The sequence below is a fragment of the Candidatus Scalindua japonica genome (assembly GCF_002443295.1).
Classification (GTDB): domain Bacteria; phylum Planctomycetota; class Brocadiia; order Brocadiales; family Scalinduaceae; genus Scalindua; species Scalindua japonica.
Genome location: NZ_BAOS01000028.1, coordinates 16664 through 30940, shown reverse-complemented (window position 1 = coordinate 30940; position 14277 = coordinate 16664). Strand labels below are relative to the sequence as shown.

The following is a 14277-nucleotide window of genomic DNA, read 5'->3' as shown; positions in this document are numbered from 1 at the left end:
CATAAAAGGGAAATTTCATTCCCGTTTTTGCTTAAAAAGATACTATTTTTTGTGATCAAACACACAAGTCATGTGTTTATAGCACCTTGCATATTTTGGCACACCCCTTGCTACGTTTAATAAACAAAGAGAGAAAAGATCTCAAAAAGAAATATAAAATTACAATAACGCTTAGTTTAAAGGAGGGACATAAAATGAAAAGGGAATTAATAAGATTGAATAGATTACCTTTATTCGATGCATTTAATGATGATATGAGCAAGCTGTTTGATAACTTCTGGAATACAAAATCTCCTGGGGGTGGATGGAATCCTGATATTGATATCGCTGAAACAGACAACGATATTATCGTAAATGCTGAAATCCCCGGAGTTGATCCAAAAAATATTGATATCTCAATTGTAAATGACATGCTGATAATAAAGGGAGAAAAAAAGGAAGAGAAGGAAGAGAAGGAAAAATCTTATCATCGGGTTGAAAGGACTTATGGTAGTTTCACCCGTACAATTGAACTTCCTGCACAAGTCAACAAAGAGAAGGTAGAAGCGAAGGAACATCAGGGCGTTCTTAAAATTATTCTGCCAAAGATGGAGAAGTCAGAGACAAAGAAGATTGCCGTTAAGAGTGCCTGAATTTGTAACATGTTGAGATGCGGGGTTTTGTCCCGCATCTCAACATTCAAAAATGGTTTATAAGAGAAATTTTATTAAATTTGAAAGGAGGTCTAACATGTTATTACCAGGAGCACTTGAAACATTATTAGGTTTACAGGAAGCAATGGATCGTTCATTTAATACAGGATTTTTTGATAGCGCAACAACGAGTCGAGGTGTGAATCCACCGGTCAACATTTTTGAGAAGGATGGCGAAATGGTTCTGGTCGCCGAATTACCCGGTGTAAAAAAGGAGGACCTGAATATTGAAGTGAAAGGAAACACATTACGACTTGCAGGAGAACGCACCATAAAGTACGGTGAAAATACCAGCTATCACCGTGTTGAGCGCGATTCCTCGAAATTTGACAGGACAGTGAGACTGCCCGTTAACGTTGAAGCCGATAAGGTAAAAGCGGAATATAAGGACGGTCTTCTTTTACTTACTCTACCACGTGCGGAAGCAGACAAACCAAAACAGATTACAATCCAATAATTATTTGAAAGGAGGATATCATGAGTAAGGAAACGAAAGATATAACAAAAGCTGAAAACAGGAAGCCGGAAAAAACCGAATATGCCGGGGAGAGAACCGTACCGGGAAAGTATTATATTCCTAAGACTGATATTGCAGAGACGGAAAAAAGCCTTGTGGTAGTTATGGATGTTCCGGGCGTTCGAAAGGAAAATGTAAATATCACTCTTGAAAATAACAACCTGGAAGTTGATGCCAAGATAGACCATTCACCTTATGAAAATCTTAATCCGGTATATACCGAGTATAATGTAGGTCATTATACCCGAAGATTCACCGTATCAAACATTATCGATACGGCAAAGATTGACGCGAATCTCTCTGATGGAGTATTGACTCTGACATTGCCAAAGGCAGAGGAATCTCTGCCAAGGAAGATTGAGATCAAGTAACTAAGATTGGCATAAGGTTTCTTTCAGTAAGTAACAAGGAATGGATGATTAAATTGAGTCATCACGATGACGTAAATTGAAATAATTCCTACACATCGAAAACTTTAATTTTTAACAGAAAGGAGGCCTACAATGGCTTGGCGAGATTTAATAACATGGAACAGGAAGAAACAGCAGCAGATGCAACCTGAACTTCAACATCCTGTTGCTACGCTTCATAGAGAAGTGGACCGATTATTTGATGATTTCTTTAGAGGTTTCGACAGATTTCCTTCCCTGCCTTTTAAGGAAGAGAGGTTAGTCGAATTTTCACCAAAGGTGAATGTAAGTGAAAATGACAAAGAGATTGAAGTTACCGTAGAGGTACCGGGAATGGATCAAGATGACGTTGATATTTCTTTGAGAGACGATGTACTCACTATTAAAGGAGAAAAGAAACAGGAGAAAGAGGAAAAGGATAAAGAGTATTATCATGTAGAGAGAAGCTATGGGTCTTTTTACCGTTCCCTGCAGGTTCCCTGCGAAGTTGAGCAGGAGAACATCAAGGCAGCTTTTAAGAAAGGTGTGCTCAAAATAAATCTGCCTAAGAGCACAAAAGCACAGGAAAATGTACGAAAGATTGAAGTTAAATCTGAATGATTGTGCAGAAGTTTTATGGGGGAGTATTTTCTCTCCCCCATAATGTTTTTCTAAATAAGCCTTGTTACCATATTCAACTATAGAGGATGATTGTGCCTTCTCACTGATTACCGTAGATTGACAGAGCATTGACTATCAACATGAATATGTAACAAAGTAATTTTTTTGATTGTATAGCAAAATACAAAAAAGAGTATGTAAAGCGACTTCATGCCTATTAGTTATTTAGGACAATGATAATAGAACTGATTAAATTTCTGCATGGGTTAGGAAGTAAATTTGAAAACACCATGGGAACAAATTTAAAACCGAGGTTGTATAAAAATTTGACTAGTTTTTTTACATTTTTACCGTTTCTTACGGGCTCTTTGCAAGATTGGCAAGGAGAAGCTATGTTCATCAGATTAAAAGAAAGTCTTGAAAATCAATTTTGCTAAGAGCAAAAAAAAGAAGAATATATATGGTATATGAGGGGCCATGAATAACTTTTTTAATTAAAAGGAGGTTAAAAATGTTTAATAATAAAAAATTACTGTTTAGCATTATAATCTTTATTTTTGTTATTAGCGTTACTAGTAGACCGGCTATGTCTAGAGAAATACTTTATGGCAAGGTCAATATCAATACTGCTGACAGGCATGAATTAGTTACACTTGGCGGTGTCGATCTCGCTAAAGCAGACGCTGTTATAAAGTACCGTGAGACTGTTAGAAATTTTAAAACGGTAGAAGAATTTTTGAATGTTCCAGGAATCAGCAAGGACATTTTTAACATAAATAAAGACTTTATTTATGTTAAACCTGGTAAAAAGTAACACCGGGAGAGTAAGAAACAGATTTTAAAAACTTTATTTTATGGTTCCCTCATATACCATTTTCTGAGTAGTTCCAGAAAACTTAATGAAATATTTTCTTTAAACTATAATTTTATTTCCTTCTGGTAAATATATCGGCTCTTACATTAGTTTAGTTTGTATTTACTTTTTACAGAATCCTATTGTACTAAGTGAACTAAAGGCTCAAGAAAGAATAACTTTACAATCTTTAGCAGAACTGTCACAAGCATATGATTTCGCGCATTTTGCTAAAATGTGTAATGAGCGCTTAAAAACCAGGAGAGATTGGTATAGTCAAGCTTGCACAAACAGCCTCGCCATGTTACAATTCATCTTATTATAAGAATATGGGAGAAATTGTAACATGGCAAAGACAGGGACTTACTCGTCAGCAAGGATAAAAAGGCATCTTGAACAGTATAAAATCGCCACGATGGAGGATTTAAAGAAAGTATTGGGCACGGATGTTCGGATGACGGTATTTAGGAAGTTGAGGGAATTGCCCTTGAGAACAAGTTATTCTCACCGAGGAAAATACTATGCGCTTGAGAAGACTATCAAGTTTGACGATCTCGGTTTGTGGTCTTCTCAATCTGTTTGGTTTTCAACCTACGGGACCTTGTTGGAGACTACAAAAGTATTTGTAATGAAATCTGAGAAGGGATATTCGGTTATCGAGCTTGATGATATTCTTCATGTTTCCGTTAAAGAGTCCCTTATTAACCTTTTTAAGAGGAAGTGTCTTTGTAGAAAAAGGATAGCTGGTGTTTACGTTTATTTCTCGATAAGTTCAGATGTTCAAACAAAACAAGTGATTCGCAGAAGGGAATATTTGTATGATCAAGATTGCAAATCAGGAAAGGTTGAAGATGGTTTGCTGCAACATGAATTGGAAGCAGCAATAGTATTGTTTTCAAGCCTTCTCAATGAAAAGCAAAAACGCCTTTATTCAGGGTTGGAAGCAATAAAGATAGGATATGGCGGAGATCAAATAATTTCAAAACTCTTAGGGATTGATTGCCACACCGTTGCAAAAGGACGAAAAGAAATTATGGACTATGATTTAGAGGTTGAACGTGTTCGTAAAAAAGGAGGTGGCAGAAGACCCATAAAAAAAAAGCCTGGAAATAGAAAAGATGATTGAAAATCTCATGGAATATGAAAAAACAGGAGATCCTATAGGGAAGGGCGTGAAGTGGATAAGAAGAACGCCTGGAAAAATTGCAGAACAATTGACTTTTCTTGGAATTGAAGTCAGCAGGAAAGCGGTTGGGACATTAATCAAAGAGTCGAACTATTCTCTTCGATGTAACAGTAAAAAAATATCAAATGGAGGCAAAAAGCTAAGAAAGGAAGAGCGGGAAGAAAGAAACGAGCAGTTTGAGTATAGCAAGAACAAGCGTGAGGAGTTTGTAAAACATGGTTATTCTGTGATAAGCGTAGATACAAAATCTAAAGAAATGATAGGCAATTTTAGAAATCCAGGAACCAGATACAAAAAAAATCCGATTTAGTTTTTGATCACGACTTTAAAAACTATGGCATAGGAAGAGCCATTCCCGGCGGGATACTTGATGTTCAGCGATATGAAGGTTTTGTACATGTATCCCAATCTCTCTGGGATAAAAAAGAAAACAAATTTACTTCAAGTGAAACATCCGAATTCGTAGTGGAAAATATTATAAAGTGGTGGAAATGCTATGGCAAAAGGATGTATCCTCACTCTGGAAAAATACTAATTTTAGTAGATTCTGGAGGTACGAACGGCTATAGATCCAGAATGTAGAAGTTAAAATTGAATGAATTACTCTGCAATAAATATGGTATGGAAGCTACAGTTTGCCATTATCCAGCCGGAGCCTCAAAATGGCATCCCATAGAACATAGGTTGTTTAGTGAAATATCTAAAAATTGGCAAGGCACTCCACTAAAAAGTTATGAAACTGTTTTGAAGTATATAAGAAGTACAAAAACCAATACGGGTTTAAACGTTAGAGCATACCTGATTAGAAAAAATTATATAAAAGGGAAAAAATTTCAGATGAAGATTTCAAGACTATTAAGATTAGGCCACATAACACTATACCAAAGTGGAACTATACACTTCTTCCAAACGGTGGATACATATCGACTAATTAATTGTTGAGAATTCTGGCCTCAAGATTGTAAAGTTATTTTTTCTCGGACCCTAAATAATGAGGAAAATTCTGAAAGTCAGAAGAAGAGTGGTGTTCTTGGTCCTCCTAACAAGGTTGTTACCCAACATGCTATAACGATAGATGATAAAATACTGAAATATACTGCCACCGCAGCATCACGGATAAGGAATCAAAGCCGGTCAGCAGGATATTTTATAGTAGCTATACTGTAAACGATCATTATGGCTATAAAAGGTCTGTCTCTTTCGTTTTCAATGGTGGTACCGGTAGCGTAATATGGAGCCACCATATCTACCTTTAAATGAAGAGGTTTTTAATCGTGGAATTGGAGAAGTGATTTTGGAGCGTTCCTGGCGGTTCTTATCGCTATTGGGAAGTCTTTGTGAGTAATATGTTCATTAAGAAAGGATGTTCGTAATGTTAAAATATCAGATAACTATCGGTGTGTTATGTTTTGCCCTCGGCGCCGCAGTACTGTTTGCTGTACAAAGCTATAGGACCAATGGAAAATATGAAATTACTACCATTGACAAATTATCCAATCATGAAGAAAGTATGGATAAAACACTTGATTCTTTCTTTGATGATGATTTCTTCAGATCCAGTAAATCCCCTTTTGATGAGATGAGAAGAATGCAGGAGAGCATGATGCGGCAGTTTGGTAAACTCGATGATGATCAAGGTGGTGGAATTTTTGATTCGTGGTTTAAGAATAAGTTTGGAGGAGGAGATCCCGGAGATATTCAAATTAGAGAAGATGAGGACTTTGTCTATTACGACGTTATTATCAAAGGTCTTTCTGATCAAAAACTCGATATCCGTGTGGAAGATGGACAGATAAAGATTTCCGGTACCGTTGAGAAAAAATCAGGAGAGAAAAGTAAAAATGGAAATTCCAGACAATTCTCAAGCTCTACATTTCGCCGTTCATTTCCTGTGCCCCAGGGAGTTGATAGCACCAGAGTAAAGATGGAGCACGATGGTGATAAGATCATTATCAAATTACCAAAAGTTGGGTGAGAATCAACGTAATAATATAATTGACAATATTAAAAAATGTAAGAAAGTGTATATTCCAAATCCCTCATATCCCATTTTCGAAGTCACCATGAATGCTGTACAGAAATATTAGGCGCAATATTAATTGGAGCTGTTATAATAAGCAGGATTGGTATCAATGAAGTGCTTACAGAAATTTATGTGTCGAGTACATCTATCAATGTACCACCTGTTCATATAAAAAATTACTGTATGTGCTTTTACTATTGATTTTAGCAGATACAGTATTGGAGATTATACGATGGCTGAGATTGAAAGTGGAAGAATAAAACATGGAATGTTTTCTCATTTCAAAGAGGACATTCCGGCTAGCATAGTAGTATTTTTTGTGGCATTGCCGCTGTGTCTTGGGATTGCATTGGCAAGTGGAGCGCCTCTATTTTCAGGCCTTATTGCCGGAATAATTGGTGGTATAGTAGTAGGGTCGATAAGTGACTCTGCGCATGGAGTGAGTGGGCCAGCGGCAGGATTGGCGGTAATCATTCTGGATGCGTTGGAGAGAATGGACTCTTTCGAGATATTTCTACTTGCTGTTATCATCGGGGGAGTGATACAAATAATACTTGGATTGGCAAGATCAGGTGTTATCGGATATTTTTTTCCATCTACGGTTATAAAAGGTATGCTCTCCGGGATCGGTATCATCATCATCTTAAAACAGATTCCGCATGCGTTCGGATTTGATAAAGAGTGGATGGGCAGTGATTCTTTTATCCAGGTAGACGGTGAAAACACATTTACATTAATCTGGAAACTTCTTCTCGGTCATATAACTCCAGGTGCAGTAATAGTTGCCGCTATTTCTTTAATGATTTTATTGTTGTGGGAATTGTATCTGACAAAAAAATATAGCATATTTAAATTGATACAAGGTCCCATAGTTGTTGTAGCCGCTTCTATCTGCTGCCAGCTTATATTAAAAAGTTATTTTCCTCAATATACCATAGGCGCGGAACACATGGTAAGTGTTCCGGTTGCAGGTAGTATTTCATCATTTTTTTCACAATTCAGCTTTCCTGATTTCAGCCAATTAGGTAATAAAGACGTTTATTTTCTAGGTGCAACGATTGCAATTGTCGCCAGCTTAGAAACGCTCTTATGTGTGGAGGCTACCGACAAACTGGACCCTCACAAGAGAGTTACCTCAACCAACCGGGAGTTATTTGCTCAGGGTACCGGAAACATAATATCAGGATTGATTGGTGGATTGCCAATTACACAGGTTATTGTTCGAAGTTCTGCCAATATTCATGCCGATTCAAGGACTAAGCTATCTACTATTCTTCATGGAGTTTTTCTGTTAATTTGTGTTGCATTGATTCCAGGTGTACTTAATCTTATACCATTATCCGCTCTTGCCTGTATACTCATAATGGTTGGATATAAATTGTCAAAACCTTCTCTCTTTATTCAAATATATAAACTTGGATGGGACCAGTTTCTACCCTTCATCGTCACTATTCTTGGAATAGTTTTTGTAGATTTGCTGGTCGGGCTGGGACTGGGGTGCGGTGTCGGAGCTGCTGTCGTTTTAATCCGTAACTACAAAAATTCTCATTTTTTACATATCGAGACAAGTAACGGAGAAAAACAGACAAGAATTACTCTGGCGGAAGATGTTAACTTTTTAAATAAAGGGGCAATTATAAAAGAGTTGTCAAGGATACCAGGCAAGACATGTGTGACCATTGATATGAGCAAAAGCAATAGTATTGATTATGATGTAAGAGAGGTAATAGAAGATTTCATTAAAACAGCAGAAGATAGAGATATTAATGTAAAACTGAAGTTGCCATTGGTTGAAAAAAATAGTAGAGAAGAGATTTACTCGAAAAAACTTGATAAATGGGTATTAGCACTACCGATCAAGGATAAATTATAACCAGTTTACGTGTTGCTTTTCAAAGATTTATATCCCAACAAAAGTTTTTTTAGTTTTGTGGGAACCAGTAAGCCATAAATTGTGTATTGTATAAAAAATTATAATATAATATTTAAATTAAATGATTATATAGATAATAAATTATTCACATGATAAGTATCAATAAACTGAGTCGAAATTTTGGATCTATAGTAGCCGTTAACGGTGTCACCTTTAACGTCGATAAAGGTGAGGTGTTGGGGTTTCTCGGCCCTAATGGTGCAGGTAAGAGTACGCTGATGAAGATGCTGGCCTGCTTTTTAAAACCGGATAGTGGGTCTGCTACAATCTGTGGGTACGACATTTTAAAGAGTCCGGTCGAAGTAAGGAAGTCCTTAGGCTATCTGGCTGAAAACGTACCATTATACAATGAAATGACTGTTGGTGATTTTTTAGGTTTTGTGTGTGACGCAAGGGACATTAAGAACAAAAGGCGAAAACAGGCGTTGGATCGTATTGTCCCAATGTGCTCAATCGAATCCGTATATCATCAGACAATCGAGACGCTCTCAAAAGGGTATAAACGCCGCGTGGGATTAGCGCAAACACTGATACACGATCCGGAGGTCCTGATCCTTGACGAACCTACTGATGGACTTGATCCTAATCAAAAACATGAGGTCAGGGAGCTGATAAACAGAATGTCTAAGGATAAATGTATTATTGTCTCTACCCATATTCTTGAAGAAGTAGATGCTGTCTGCTCCAGGGCCATTATTATATCGAAGGGGGAGATACAGGTTGACTCTACACCTGAAAAGTTAAAGGAAGAGTATAAGTGCGGTCTGGATGAGATTTTCCGAAGAATTACCAGGACGAAAGAGATTTAAATTAATTAACATAGGAAACAGTGAATGAATAGCTTTAATGCCGTATTCAAAAGAGAATTAAAGTCTTACTTTGCGACACCTGTCGCATACGTATTCCTTATTGTTTTTCTTTTCTTTTCAGGATACCTGACTTTTAAGCAGGGGTTTTTTGAAATAAGGCAGGCAGATATGCAGGTGTTCTTTATGAATATGCCGCTTTTATTTGTCTTCCTGGTACCTGCGGTATCTATGCGTCTCTGGTCTGATGAACGAAGGATCGGATCCATAGAACTTCTCCTCACTCTACCGATCACCGTAATAGAGGCTGTCCTGGGCAAGTTCTTTGCTGCATGGCTTTTCCTCGTAATCGCGCTGGCTTTAACTTTCCCGATGGTTATTACCGTCAGCTATTTAGGTGATCCGGATCCCAGCTTAATTATAATGGGATATCTGGGGAGCGCCCTGATGGCCGGAAGCTTTCTTGCCATCGGATGTTTCTTTTCGGCGGTCAGCAAAAATCAGGTGATAAGTTTTGTACTTTCAGTGGTTGCCTGTGCAATTCTTGTATATGCCGGCATGCCGACGACCCTTAACTATCTTTCAACTTTCTTACCTTCCGGTCTGGTTTCTGCCATCGGCAGCATGAGCCTTCAATCACATTTTGAATCTATCCAGAAAGGGGTCCTGGAGTTTAGTGATATTTCTTATTTCATTTTATTGATAATCGGATGGATTGCAGCGTGTAGTTTCATGTTAGATGAAAGGAAAACCGGTTAATGAACAGAATTATACGGGTAATTATCGGAGTAATCCTTGTCCTGGTAATTATGTTCAGCGCAATAAGTATTTGCCAGAATATAGGTAAATCAATTAAGGTTGATGTGACTGAACAGGGTCTCTATACGCTTTCAGATGGCACCAGGGCTATTTTATCCAAACTGAACCAGCCGGTCAGGGTTAAGCTCTATTACGCGAAAACCGCTGCTCTGAAGGGGTCAGATCAAATCCAGTATTTCAATAACTACTATCAGTTTGTAAAGTCATTACTGGAAGAGTATGTTTCTGCTTCAAAGGGTATGGTTGATTTGCAGATAATTGATCCAAGACCGTTTTCAGATGAAGAGGTACAGGCCCTGAGATATGGTTTGCAGAGATTTCCGATAACCGATGAGGAGAGTTTCTTTTTCGGCCTTGTAGTGCAGACACAGTTTGGAGTAGAAAAGACTATTCCTCTCTTTTCTCCTGAAAGACAAAATTTTATTGAATATGACATAAGTTATTTAATAGATACCGCAATAACAAGGCAGAAGACGAAATTAGGCGTTTTAAGCTCATTGCCTGTTATGGGTAGCAACGTAAGTGGTTACATGGCCCAGATGATGCGAATGCAGGGCCAGAAGACAGAACCTGCCTGGACGGTCATTGAACACCTACGCAAACAGTACGAAGTAAACAGTATTGCTGCTGATGTGAGTGAGATAAAGGATGTTGATATTTTACTGGTTATTCATCCAAAGGATTTGCCGGAGAAGACGTTATTTGCAATTGATCAGTTTGTGCTTAAAGGTGGCAGGACAGTAATTTGCGTTGATCCTCACTGTTTTGCGGAACAACCGGACCAAATGGCATTGCAGAGAGGCGTGCCCCCTTCCCAAAGTTCGGATTTGAATCTTCTTTTACGTAATTGGGGAGTAGAAATGCCAAAAAGGACTTTTGCCGGTGATCGTAATTTAGCGTTAAAGGCTTCAATAATGGCAAACCAGAGGCCAGAAAATATAATAGGCTTTCTCGGCTTGACTTCACAATGCTTTAATCCTGACAGTGTAATTACCGCTGATCTTAATCAAGTAAGAATGTTATTTCCCGGTGTGTTAAATGAAGTAGATAATTCTGGAGAAAAAGAGGATATTGTGAAGATTGACAGGAGACCACTTCTGGCGACAACAGACAAGGGTAACAGCTGGACTACCAGCAGTCCATATGAATTGATGATGCCAAACCCATCACAACTCATGAATAAGTTTGTAGAGGGTACAAAGCCGGTAATTATGGGATATCTGCTTACCGGCAAGTTTAAGAGTAGTTTTCCTGAAGGCATTGAGATCGAAGAGGAGATAGAGACAAATGAACAAGAAGCCGAAACTGGACCTGAAGGCCCAGGCAAAGAGAACAAAACCACCAAAAAGAGGGTAACGGGTGAAACAGAAGCAGCTGAAGATTGTACAGTAGCAGTTTTCTCAGACGTTGATTTTATAAGTGATATGGTGGCATATCAAAGGACATTTATTGGCAGTATGGCTATTGGAGATAACGGTACTCTCTTGTTGAATACAATTGATGAGTTGAGAGGATCCAGTGACCTGATCTCTATAAGATCACGTGGCAATATGAGGAGACCATTTGTAGTAGTTGATCGTATTGAAAAACAGGCAGAAAGAGAAACGGCAAATGAAGAGGCCAGAATAAATGCTGAAATTCTAGGTTTTCAAAATGAACTGAACGCTATCGTTTCAAGCGCTGAAGAAGGAGATGAGGAGATTATTGGAAGTTCGATTTTACAGAAAAAGAAAGATCTTGAAATTAAATTGCATGACGCACAACGAAAGCTTAGAAATGTAAAGATGAAGAGGCGGGAGAGGATTGAAAGCCTTGGCAATAAACTCAGGAATTTTAATATGTTAATGGCTCCGGCAATTATATTAATAATTGCCATAGTATTAGGCGTACGCCGATCTTTAAGAAAAAGACATTATATAAGTCATGCAAGTGATGCATAGACCAGAAAAACAAATCAGAAAGTTTGATTGAAAAACATTCAATATGAGCAATAAAAAACTTATAATTTTAGGTATTATTACCGTATGCATGGTTTCCTGGGCAATAGTTCAGGCACATTTTTCTAACAGAACCAGGAGTGCGATGGAGACATCAGCCCACCTTATTCAGGGACTGGATCCTTCAAACATTGATACTATCAGTCTGGGGACCAGCGATAAAGCGTTTACCCTGAAACGTGATGGAAACCAATTTGTTGTTGTTAACAAAGACAATTACCCCGCTGAATCAGCAGCTATAAACAGCTTTATAACATCATGCATGGACATAAAGGTTGAGGGACTTTTTACAGACAATCCGTTAAACCACAAAGACCTTGGTGTGGCGGAAGAAGATGCCAACAGTGTAATAAAATTTCTTACATCTGATTCAGAGCTACTGGTTGGTATTATTATAGGCAAAAACAAGGACCAGGGAAGCGGTACATTTGTCAGAGTAATTCCAGGCGACAAAGTATACGTTACACTTGATCGACCCTGGATTAAAGATGATGTGATGAATTATGTTAACAGAAACATTATTACCGTAGATCGTCAAGAAATTAAATCTGTAACTGTCAGCTCATCAAGTGAAACCTATAAACTTAAATCCGGAGATGATACAGAGGGGGTTGTAATAGAAGATCTTCCACCGGGCAAAAAGCAGAAAGCCGATGATGCGAAGAGCGTGTTTACGGTATTAAATAACTTGAGATTTGAAGATGTAATGAAAAACCCTACTGCTGATTCAGGGCTGACTTTTAATAAAGAGTACATTTGCTATTTGAAGGATTCAACGGTTTATACATTAAAAATAGCAAAAAAAGATGATAAATCATATATAACATGCAGTACAGAGTTTACAGACAAAACACCAGTTACAAAAGAGCAGGGTGTTGTCGAATCTGAAGAGGAACTAAAGAAGAAAGAAGCAAAACTATTAGCCCGGGAAAAAGCACAAAAGATGTCAGCACGGCACAAAAACTGGATCTACGAGATTGCCGAGTTTGACGCGAAAAAGCTGACAAAACAACTTTCTGAGTTGCTTGAAGAAAATAAAGTGGAAACAGAGAAAAAAATAGGTTTCTAAGTATACCATATCAAAGTCTCATCTTCTTACCATACTAACTAGAGCCACACAACTAAGTGTATAATACTTATTTGATGATAGTTTTAACATTATGTCAAGTGCAAATAATAAATGAGAAATTGTATCTAATTCAATAGGGTTTGATAACAAGGAATAAACTGGTAATATTGTCATTACTTTTGCAATTTTGCTGGAGGGGACATCTGTATTTTTGTGTTATTGGCCGTAAGGTGCGTGTTGAAAATGGTTAAAAACAGTTCAAAAAGATATTTACTAATTGTAGGTTTCGGAATTTGTTTTTGTACGCTTTTCGAATTGTCAGTTGCATATACAACTGAGGTTTCCAGGCATAACGTTGTTACTGTGAAAAGGAATAAGGCAGCACTGCAGGAAGGCGACATCGGATACGAAGAAGAGAAGCTTAAGAGAAGGCTGGGTGTTGATTCGTTAGCAGGAGCTGACTTGACAAAGACAGATCTACGATGGATCAATCTGCAGGGGGTGAACCTGGCGCGGGCAAACTTGCAGGGAACAGATCTATCGGGGGCAAATCTGAGAACGACGAACCTGAAGGAGGCGGATTTACGCGGGGCGGATCTGTCCCGGACAAATCTGGAAGAAACAGACTTACGTGGAACGAATCTAGCTGGCGCTAAAAATCTCTTCCTCCGGCAGATTGCTGTAGCTGTATATGATAAAAAGACAAAATTTCCGGATGGTATAACGTTTGGGGATATACCAAAATACAACAAGGACAGGTTGAAAAGCGCTTTAGGTATTAAAATGCTGGAAGGTGCGGATGCGAAAGGGATGTTATTGCGATGGGGAGATTTTGAAGGAGCGGAGATGCCGTGGTCATCCTTTCAGAAGGCAGATCTGACGGGAGCAAATTTATCACATTCAAATTTGTCAGCATCAAACCTGCATGATGCAAACTTGTGGGAGGCGAATCTTCAAAAGGCAAACTTGAAGAACGCGAGCCTGCAGGGCGCAAATTTGAAGCAGGCAAACCTTCAAAGGGCAGATTTGACAGGCGCGAGTCTCCAGGGAGTGGACCTCTCGGGAGCAGACTTACAGAAGGCAAAATTATTGGCAGCAAACTTGACCGGTGCAAACCTGTCAAGGTCGGACCTGCGCGATGTCGATTTACGCGGGGCCGATTTGAGGCAAGTAAAAAACATAACGATGAAGCAACTCGCACTGGCCATCGTTGATATACGTACACGCCTGCCGGAAGACATAACCTTCAAACAGATAGAACAGCACAAAGCTGATAAATAACCGAAGTCATAAAAAAATCCAAAAAAGAACTAAAGTTATTTCTCATAGTACCGATAAGAGTAACTAACGCAACACAACTGCTTATATTAAA

13 protein-coding genes and 1 pseudogene are annotated in these 14277 nt (G+C 38.3%); all 14 read left to right on the top strand.

Features of this window, described 5'->3' with window-relative positions:
* Window positions 1-194 precede the first annotated feature (194 nt).
* On the top strand, window positions 195-632 hold the full coding sequence (locus SCALIN_RS14605; RefSeq protein ID WP_096895199.1) for an Hsp20/alpha crystallin family protein: 438 nt from the start codon (window positions 195-197) through the stop codon (window positions 630-632).
* A 97-nt stretch (window positions 633-729) separates the two neighbouring features.
* The gene (locus SCALIN_RS14600; RefSeq protein WP_162532343.1) at window positions 730-1149 is read left to right on the top strand and encodes an Hsp20/alpha crystallin family protein; all 420 of its coding nucleotides are present in this window, start codon (window positions 730-732) and stop codon (window positions 1147-1149) included.
* A gap of 20 nt (window positions 1150-1169) precedes the next feature.
* Window positions 1170-1580 (top strand): Hsp20/alpha crystallin family protein, encoded by a 411-nt coding sequence (locus tag SCALIN_RS14595; RefSeq protein ID WP_096895197.1) that lies wholly within the window; start codon window positions 1170-1172, stop codon window positions 1578-1580.
* Between the two features lie 132 nt (window positions 1581-1712).
* The gene (locus SCALIN_RS14590) at window positions 1713-2219 is read left to right on the top strand and encodes an Hsp20/alpha crystallin family protein (RefSeq protein ID WP_096895196.1); all 507 of its coding nucleotides are present in this window, start codon (window positions 1713-1715) and stop codon (window positions 2217-2219) included.
* Between the two features lie 511 nt (window positions 2220-2730).
* A complete protein-coding gene (locus SCALIN_RS14580) occupies window positions 2731-3033 on the top strand; it encodes a ComEA family DNA-binding protein (RefSeq protein WP_203415513.1) in 303 nt (100 codons plus the stop codon).
* Window positions 3034-3418: 385 nt separating this feature from the next.
* Window positions 3419-4198, top strand: a complete 780-nt coding sequence (locus SCALIN_RS14575; RefSeq protein WP_096895194.1) for a hypothetical protein — start codon at window positions 3419-3421, stop codon at window positions 4196-4198.
* Window positions 4191-5200 (top strand): annotated as a pseudogene (locus SCALIN_RS23140) (ISAzo13 family transposase). Before SCALIN_RS14575 ends, SCALIN_RS23140 begins: the two are co-directional and overlap by 8 nt.
* A gap of 430 nt (window positions 5201-5630) precedes the next feature.
* Window positions 5631-6233 (top strand): Hsp20/alpha crystallin family protein, encoded by a 603-nt coding sequence (locus SCALIN_RS14555; protein WP_162532342.1) that lies wholly within the window; start codon window positions 5631-5633, stop codon window positions 6231-6233.
* 316 nt (window positions 6234-6549) lie between these two features.
* Complete coding sequence (locus tag SCALIN_RS14550) at window positions 6550-8154, top strand: SulP family inorganic anion transporter (protein WP_096895590.1); 1605 nt, start codon at window positions 6550-6552, stop codon at window positions 8152-8154.
* Between the two features lie 149 nt (window positions 8155-8303).
* Window positions 8304-9023: an ABC transporter ATP-binding protein gene (locus tag SCALIN_RS14545; protein WP_096895189.1), complete on the top strand. Its 720-nt coding sequence runs from the start codon at window positions 8304-8306 to the stop codon at window positions 9021-9023.
* A gap of 24 nt (window positions 9024-9047) precedes the next feature.
* A complete protein-coding gene (locus SCALIN_RS14540) occupies window positions 9048-9779 on the top strand; it encodes an ABC transporter permease subunit (RefSeq protein ID WP_096895188.1) in 732 nt (243 codons plus the stop codon).
* Window positions 9779-11779, top strand: coding sequence for a GldG family protein (locus tag SCALIN_RS14535; protein ID WP_096895187.1), 2001 nt, complete (start codon window positions 9779-9781; stop codon window positions 11777-11779). Before SCALIN_RS14540 ends, SCALIN_RS14535 begins: the two co-directional genes overlap by 1 nt.
* 43 nt (window positions 11780-11822) lie before the next feature.
* On the top strand, window positions 11823-12905 hold the full coding sequence (locus SCALIN_RS14530) for a DUF4340 domain-containing protein (protein ID WP_096895186.1): 1083 nt from the start codon (window positions 11823-11825) through the stop codon (window positions 12903-12905).
* Between the two features lie 243 nt (window positions 12906-13148).
* Complete coding sequence (locus tag SCALIN_RS14525) at window positions 13149-14186, top strand: pentapeptide repeat-containing protein (RefSeq protein ID WP_096895185.1); 1038 nt, start codon at window positions 13149-13151, stop codon at window positions 14184-14186.
* The last annotated feature ends 91 nt before the right edge of the window (window positions 14187-14277 follow it).

Bases quoted from the DNA above. Each gene is read 5' to 3' on its own strand.
- SCALIN_RS14535 (WP_096895187.1), top strand. From the start codon at position 9,779: ATGAACAGAATTATACGGGTAATTATCGGAGTAATCCTTGTCCTGGTA.
- SCALIN_RS14580 (WP_203415513.1), top strand. From the start codon at position 2,731: ATGTTTAATAATAAAAAATTACTGTTTAGCATTATAATCTTTATTTTT.
- SCALIN_RS14555 (WP_162532342.1), top strand. From the start codon at position 5,631: ATGTTAAAATATCAGATAACTATCGGTGTGTTATGTTTTGCCCTCGGC.
- SCALIN_RS14595 (WP_096895197.1), top strand. From the start codon at position 1,170: ATGAGTAAGGAAACGAAAGATATAACAAAAGCTGAAAACAGGAAGCCG.
- SCALIN_RS14540 (WP_096895188.1), top strand. From the start codon at position 9,048: ATGAATAGCTTTAATGCCGTATTCAAAAGAGAATTAAAGTCTTACTTT.
- SCALIN_RS14600 (WP_162532343.1), top strand. From the start codon at position 730: ATGTTATTACCAGGAGCACTTGAAACATTATTAGGTTTACAGGAAGCA.
- SCALIN_RS14545 (WP_096895189.1), top strand. From the start codon at position 8,304: ATGATAAGTATCAATAAACTGAGTCGAAATTTTGGATCTATAGTAGCC.
- SCALIN_RS14605 (WP_096895199.1), top strand. From the start codon at position 195: ATGAAAAGGGAATTAATAAGATTGAATAGATTACCTTTATTCGATGCA.
- SCALIN_RS14590 (WP_096895196.1), top strand. From the start codon at position 1,713: ATGGCTTGGCGAGATTTAATAACATGGAACAGGAAGAAACAGCAGCAG.
- SCALIN_RS14550 (WP_096895590.1), top strand. From the start codon at position 6,550: ATGTTTTCTCATTTCAAAGAGGACATTCCGGCTAGCATAGTAGTATTT.
- SCALIN_RS14530 (WP_096895186.1), top strand. From the start codon at position 11,823: ATGAGCAATAAAAAACTTATAATTTTAGGTATTATTACCGTATGCATG.
- SCALIN_RS14575 (WP_096895194.1), top strand. From the start codon at position 3,419: ATGGCAAAGACAGGGACTTACTCGTCAGCAAGGATAAAAAGGCATCTT.
- SCALIN_RS14525 (WP_096895185.1), top strand. From the start codon at position 13,149: ATGGTTAAAAACAGTTCAAAAAGATATTTACTAATTGTAGGTTTCGGA.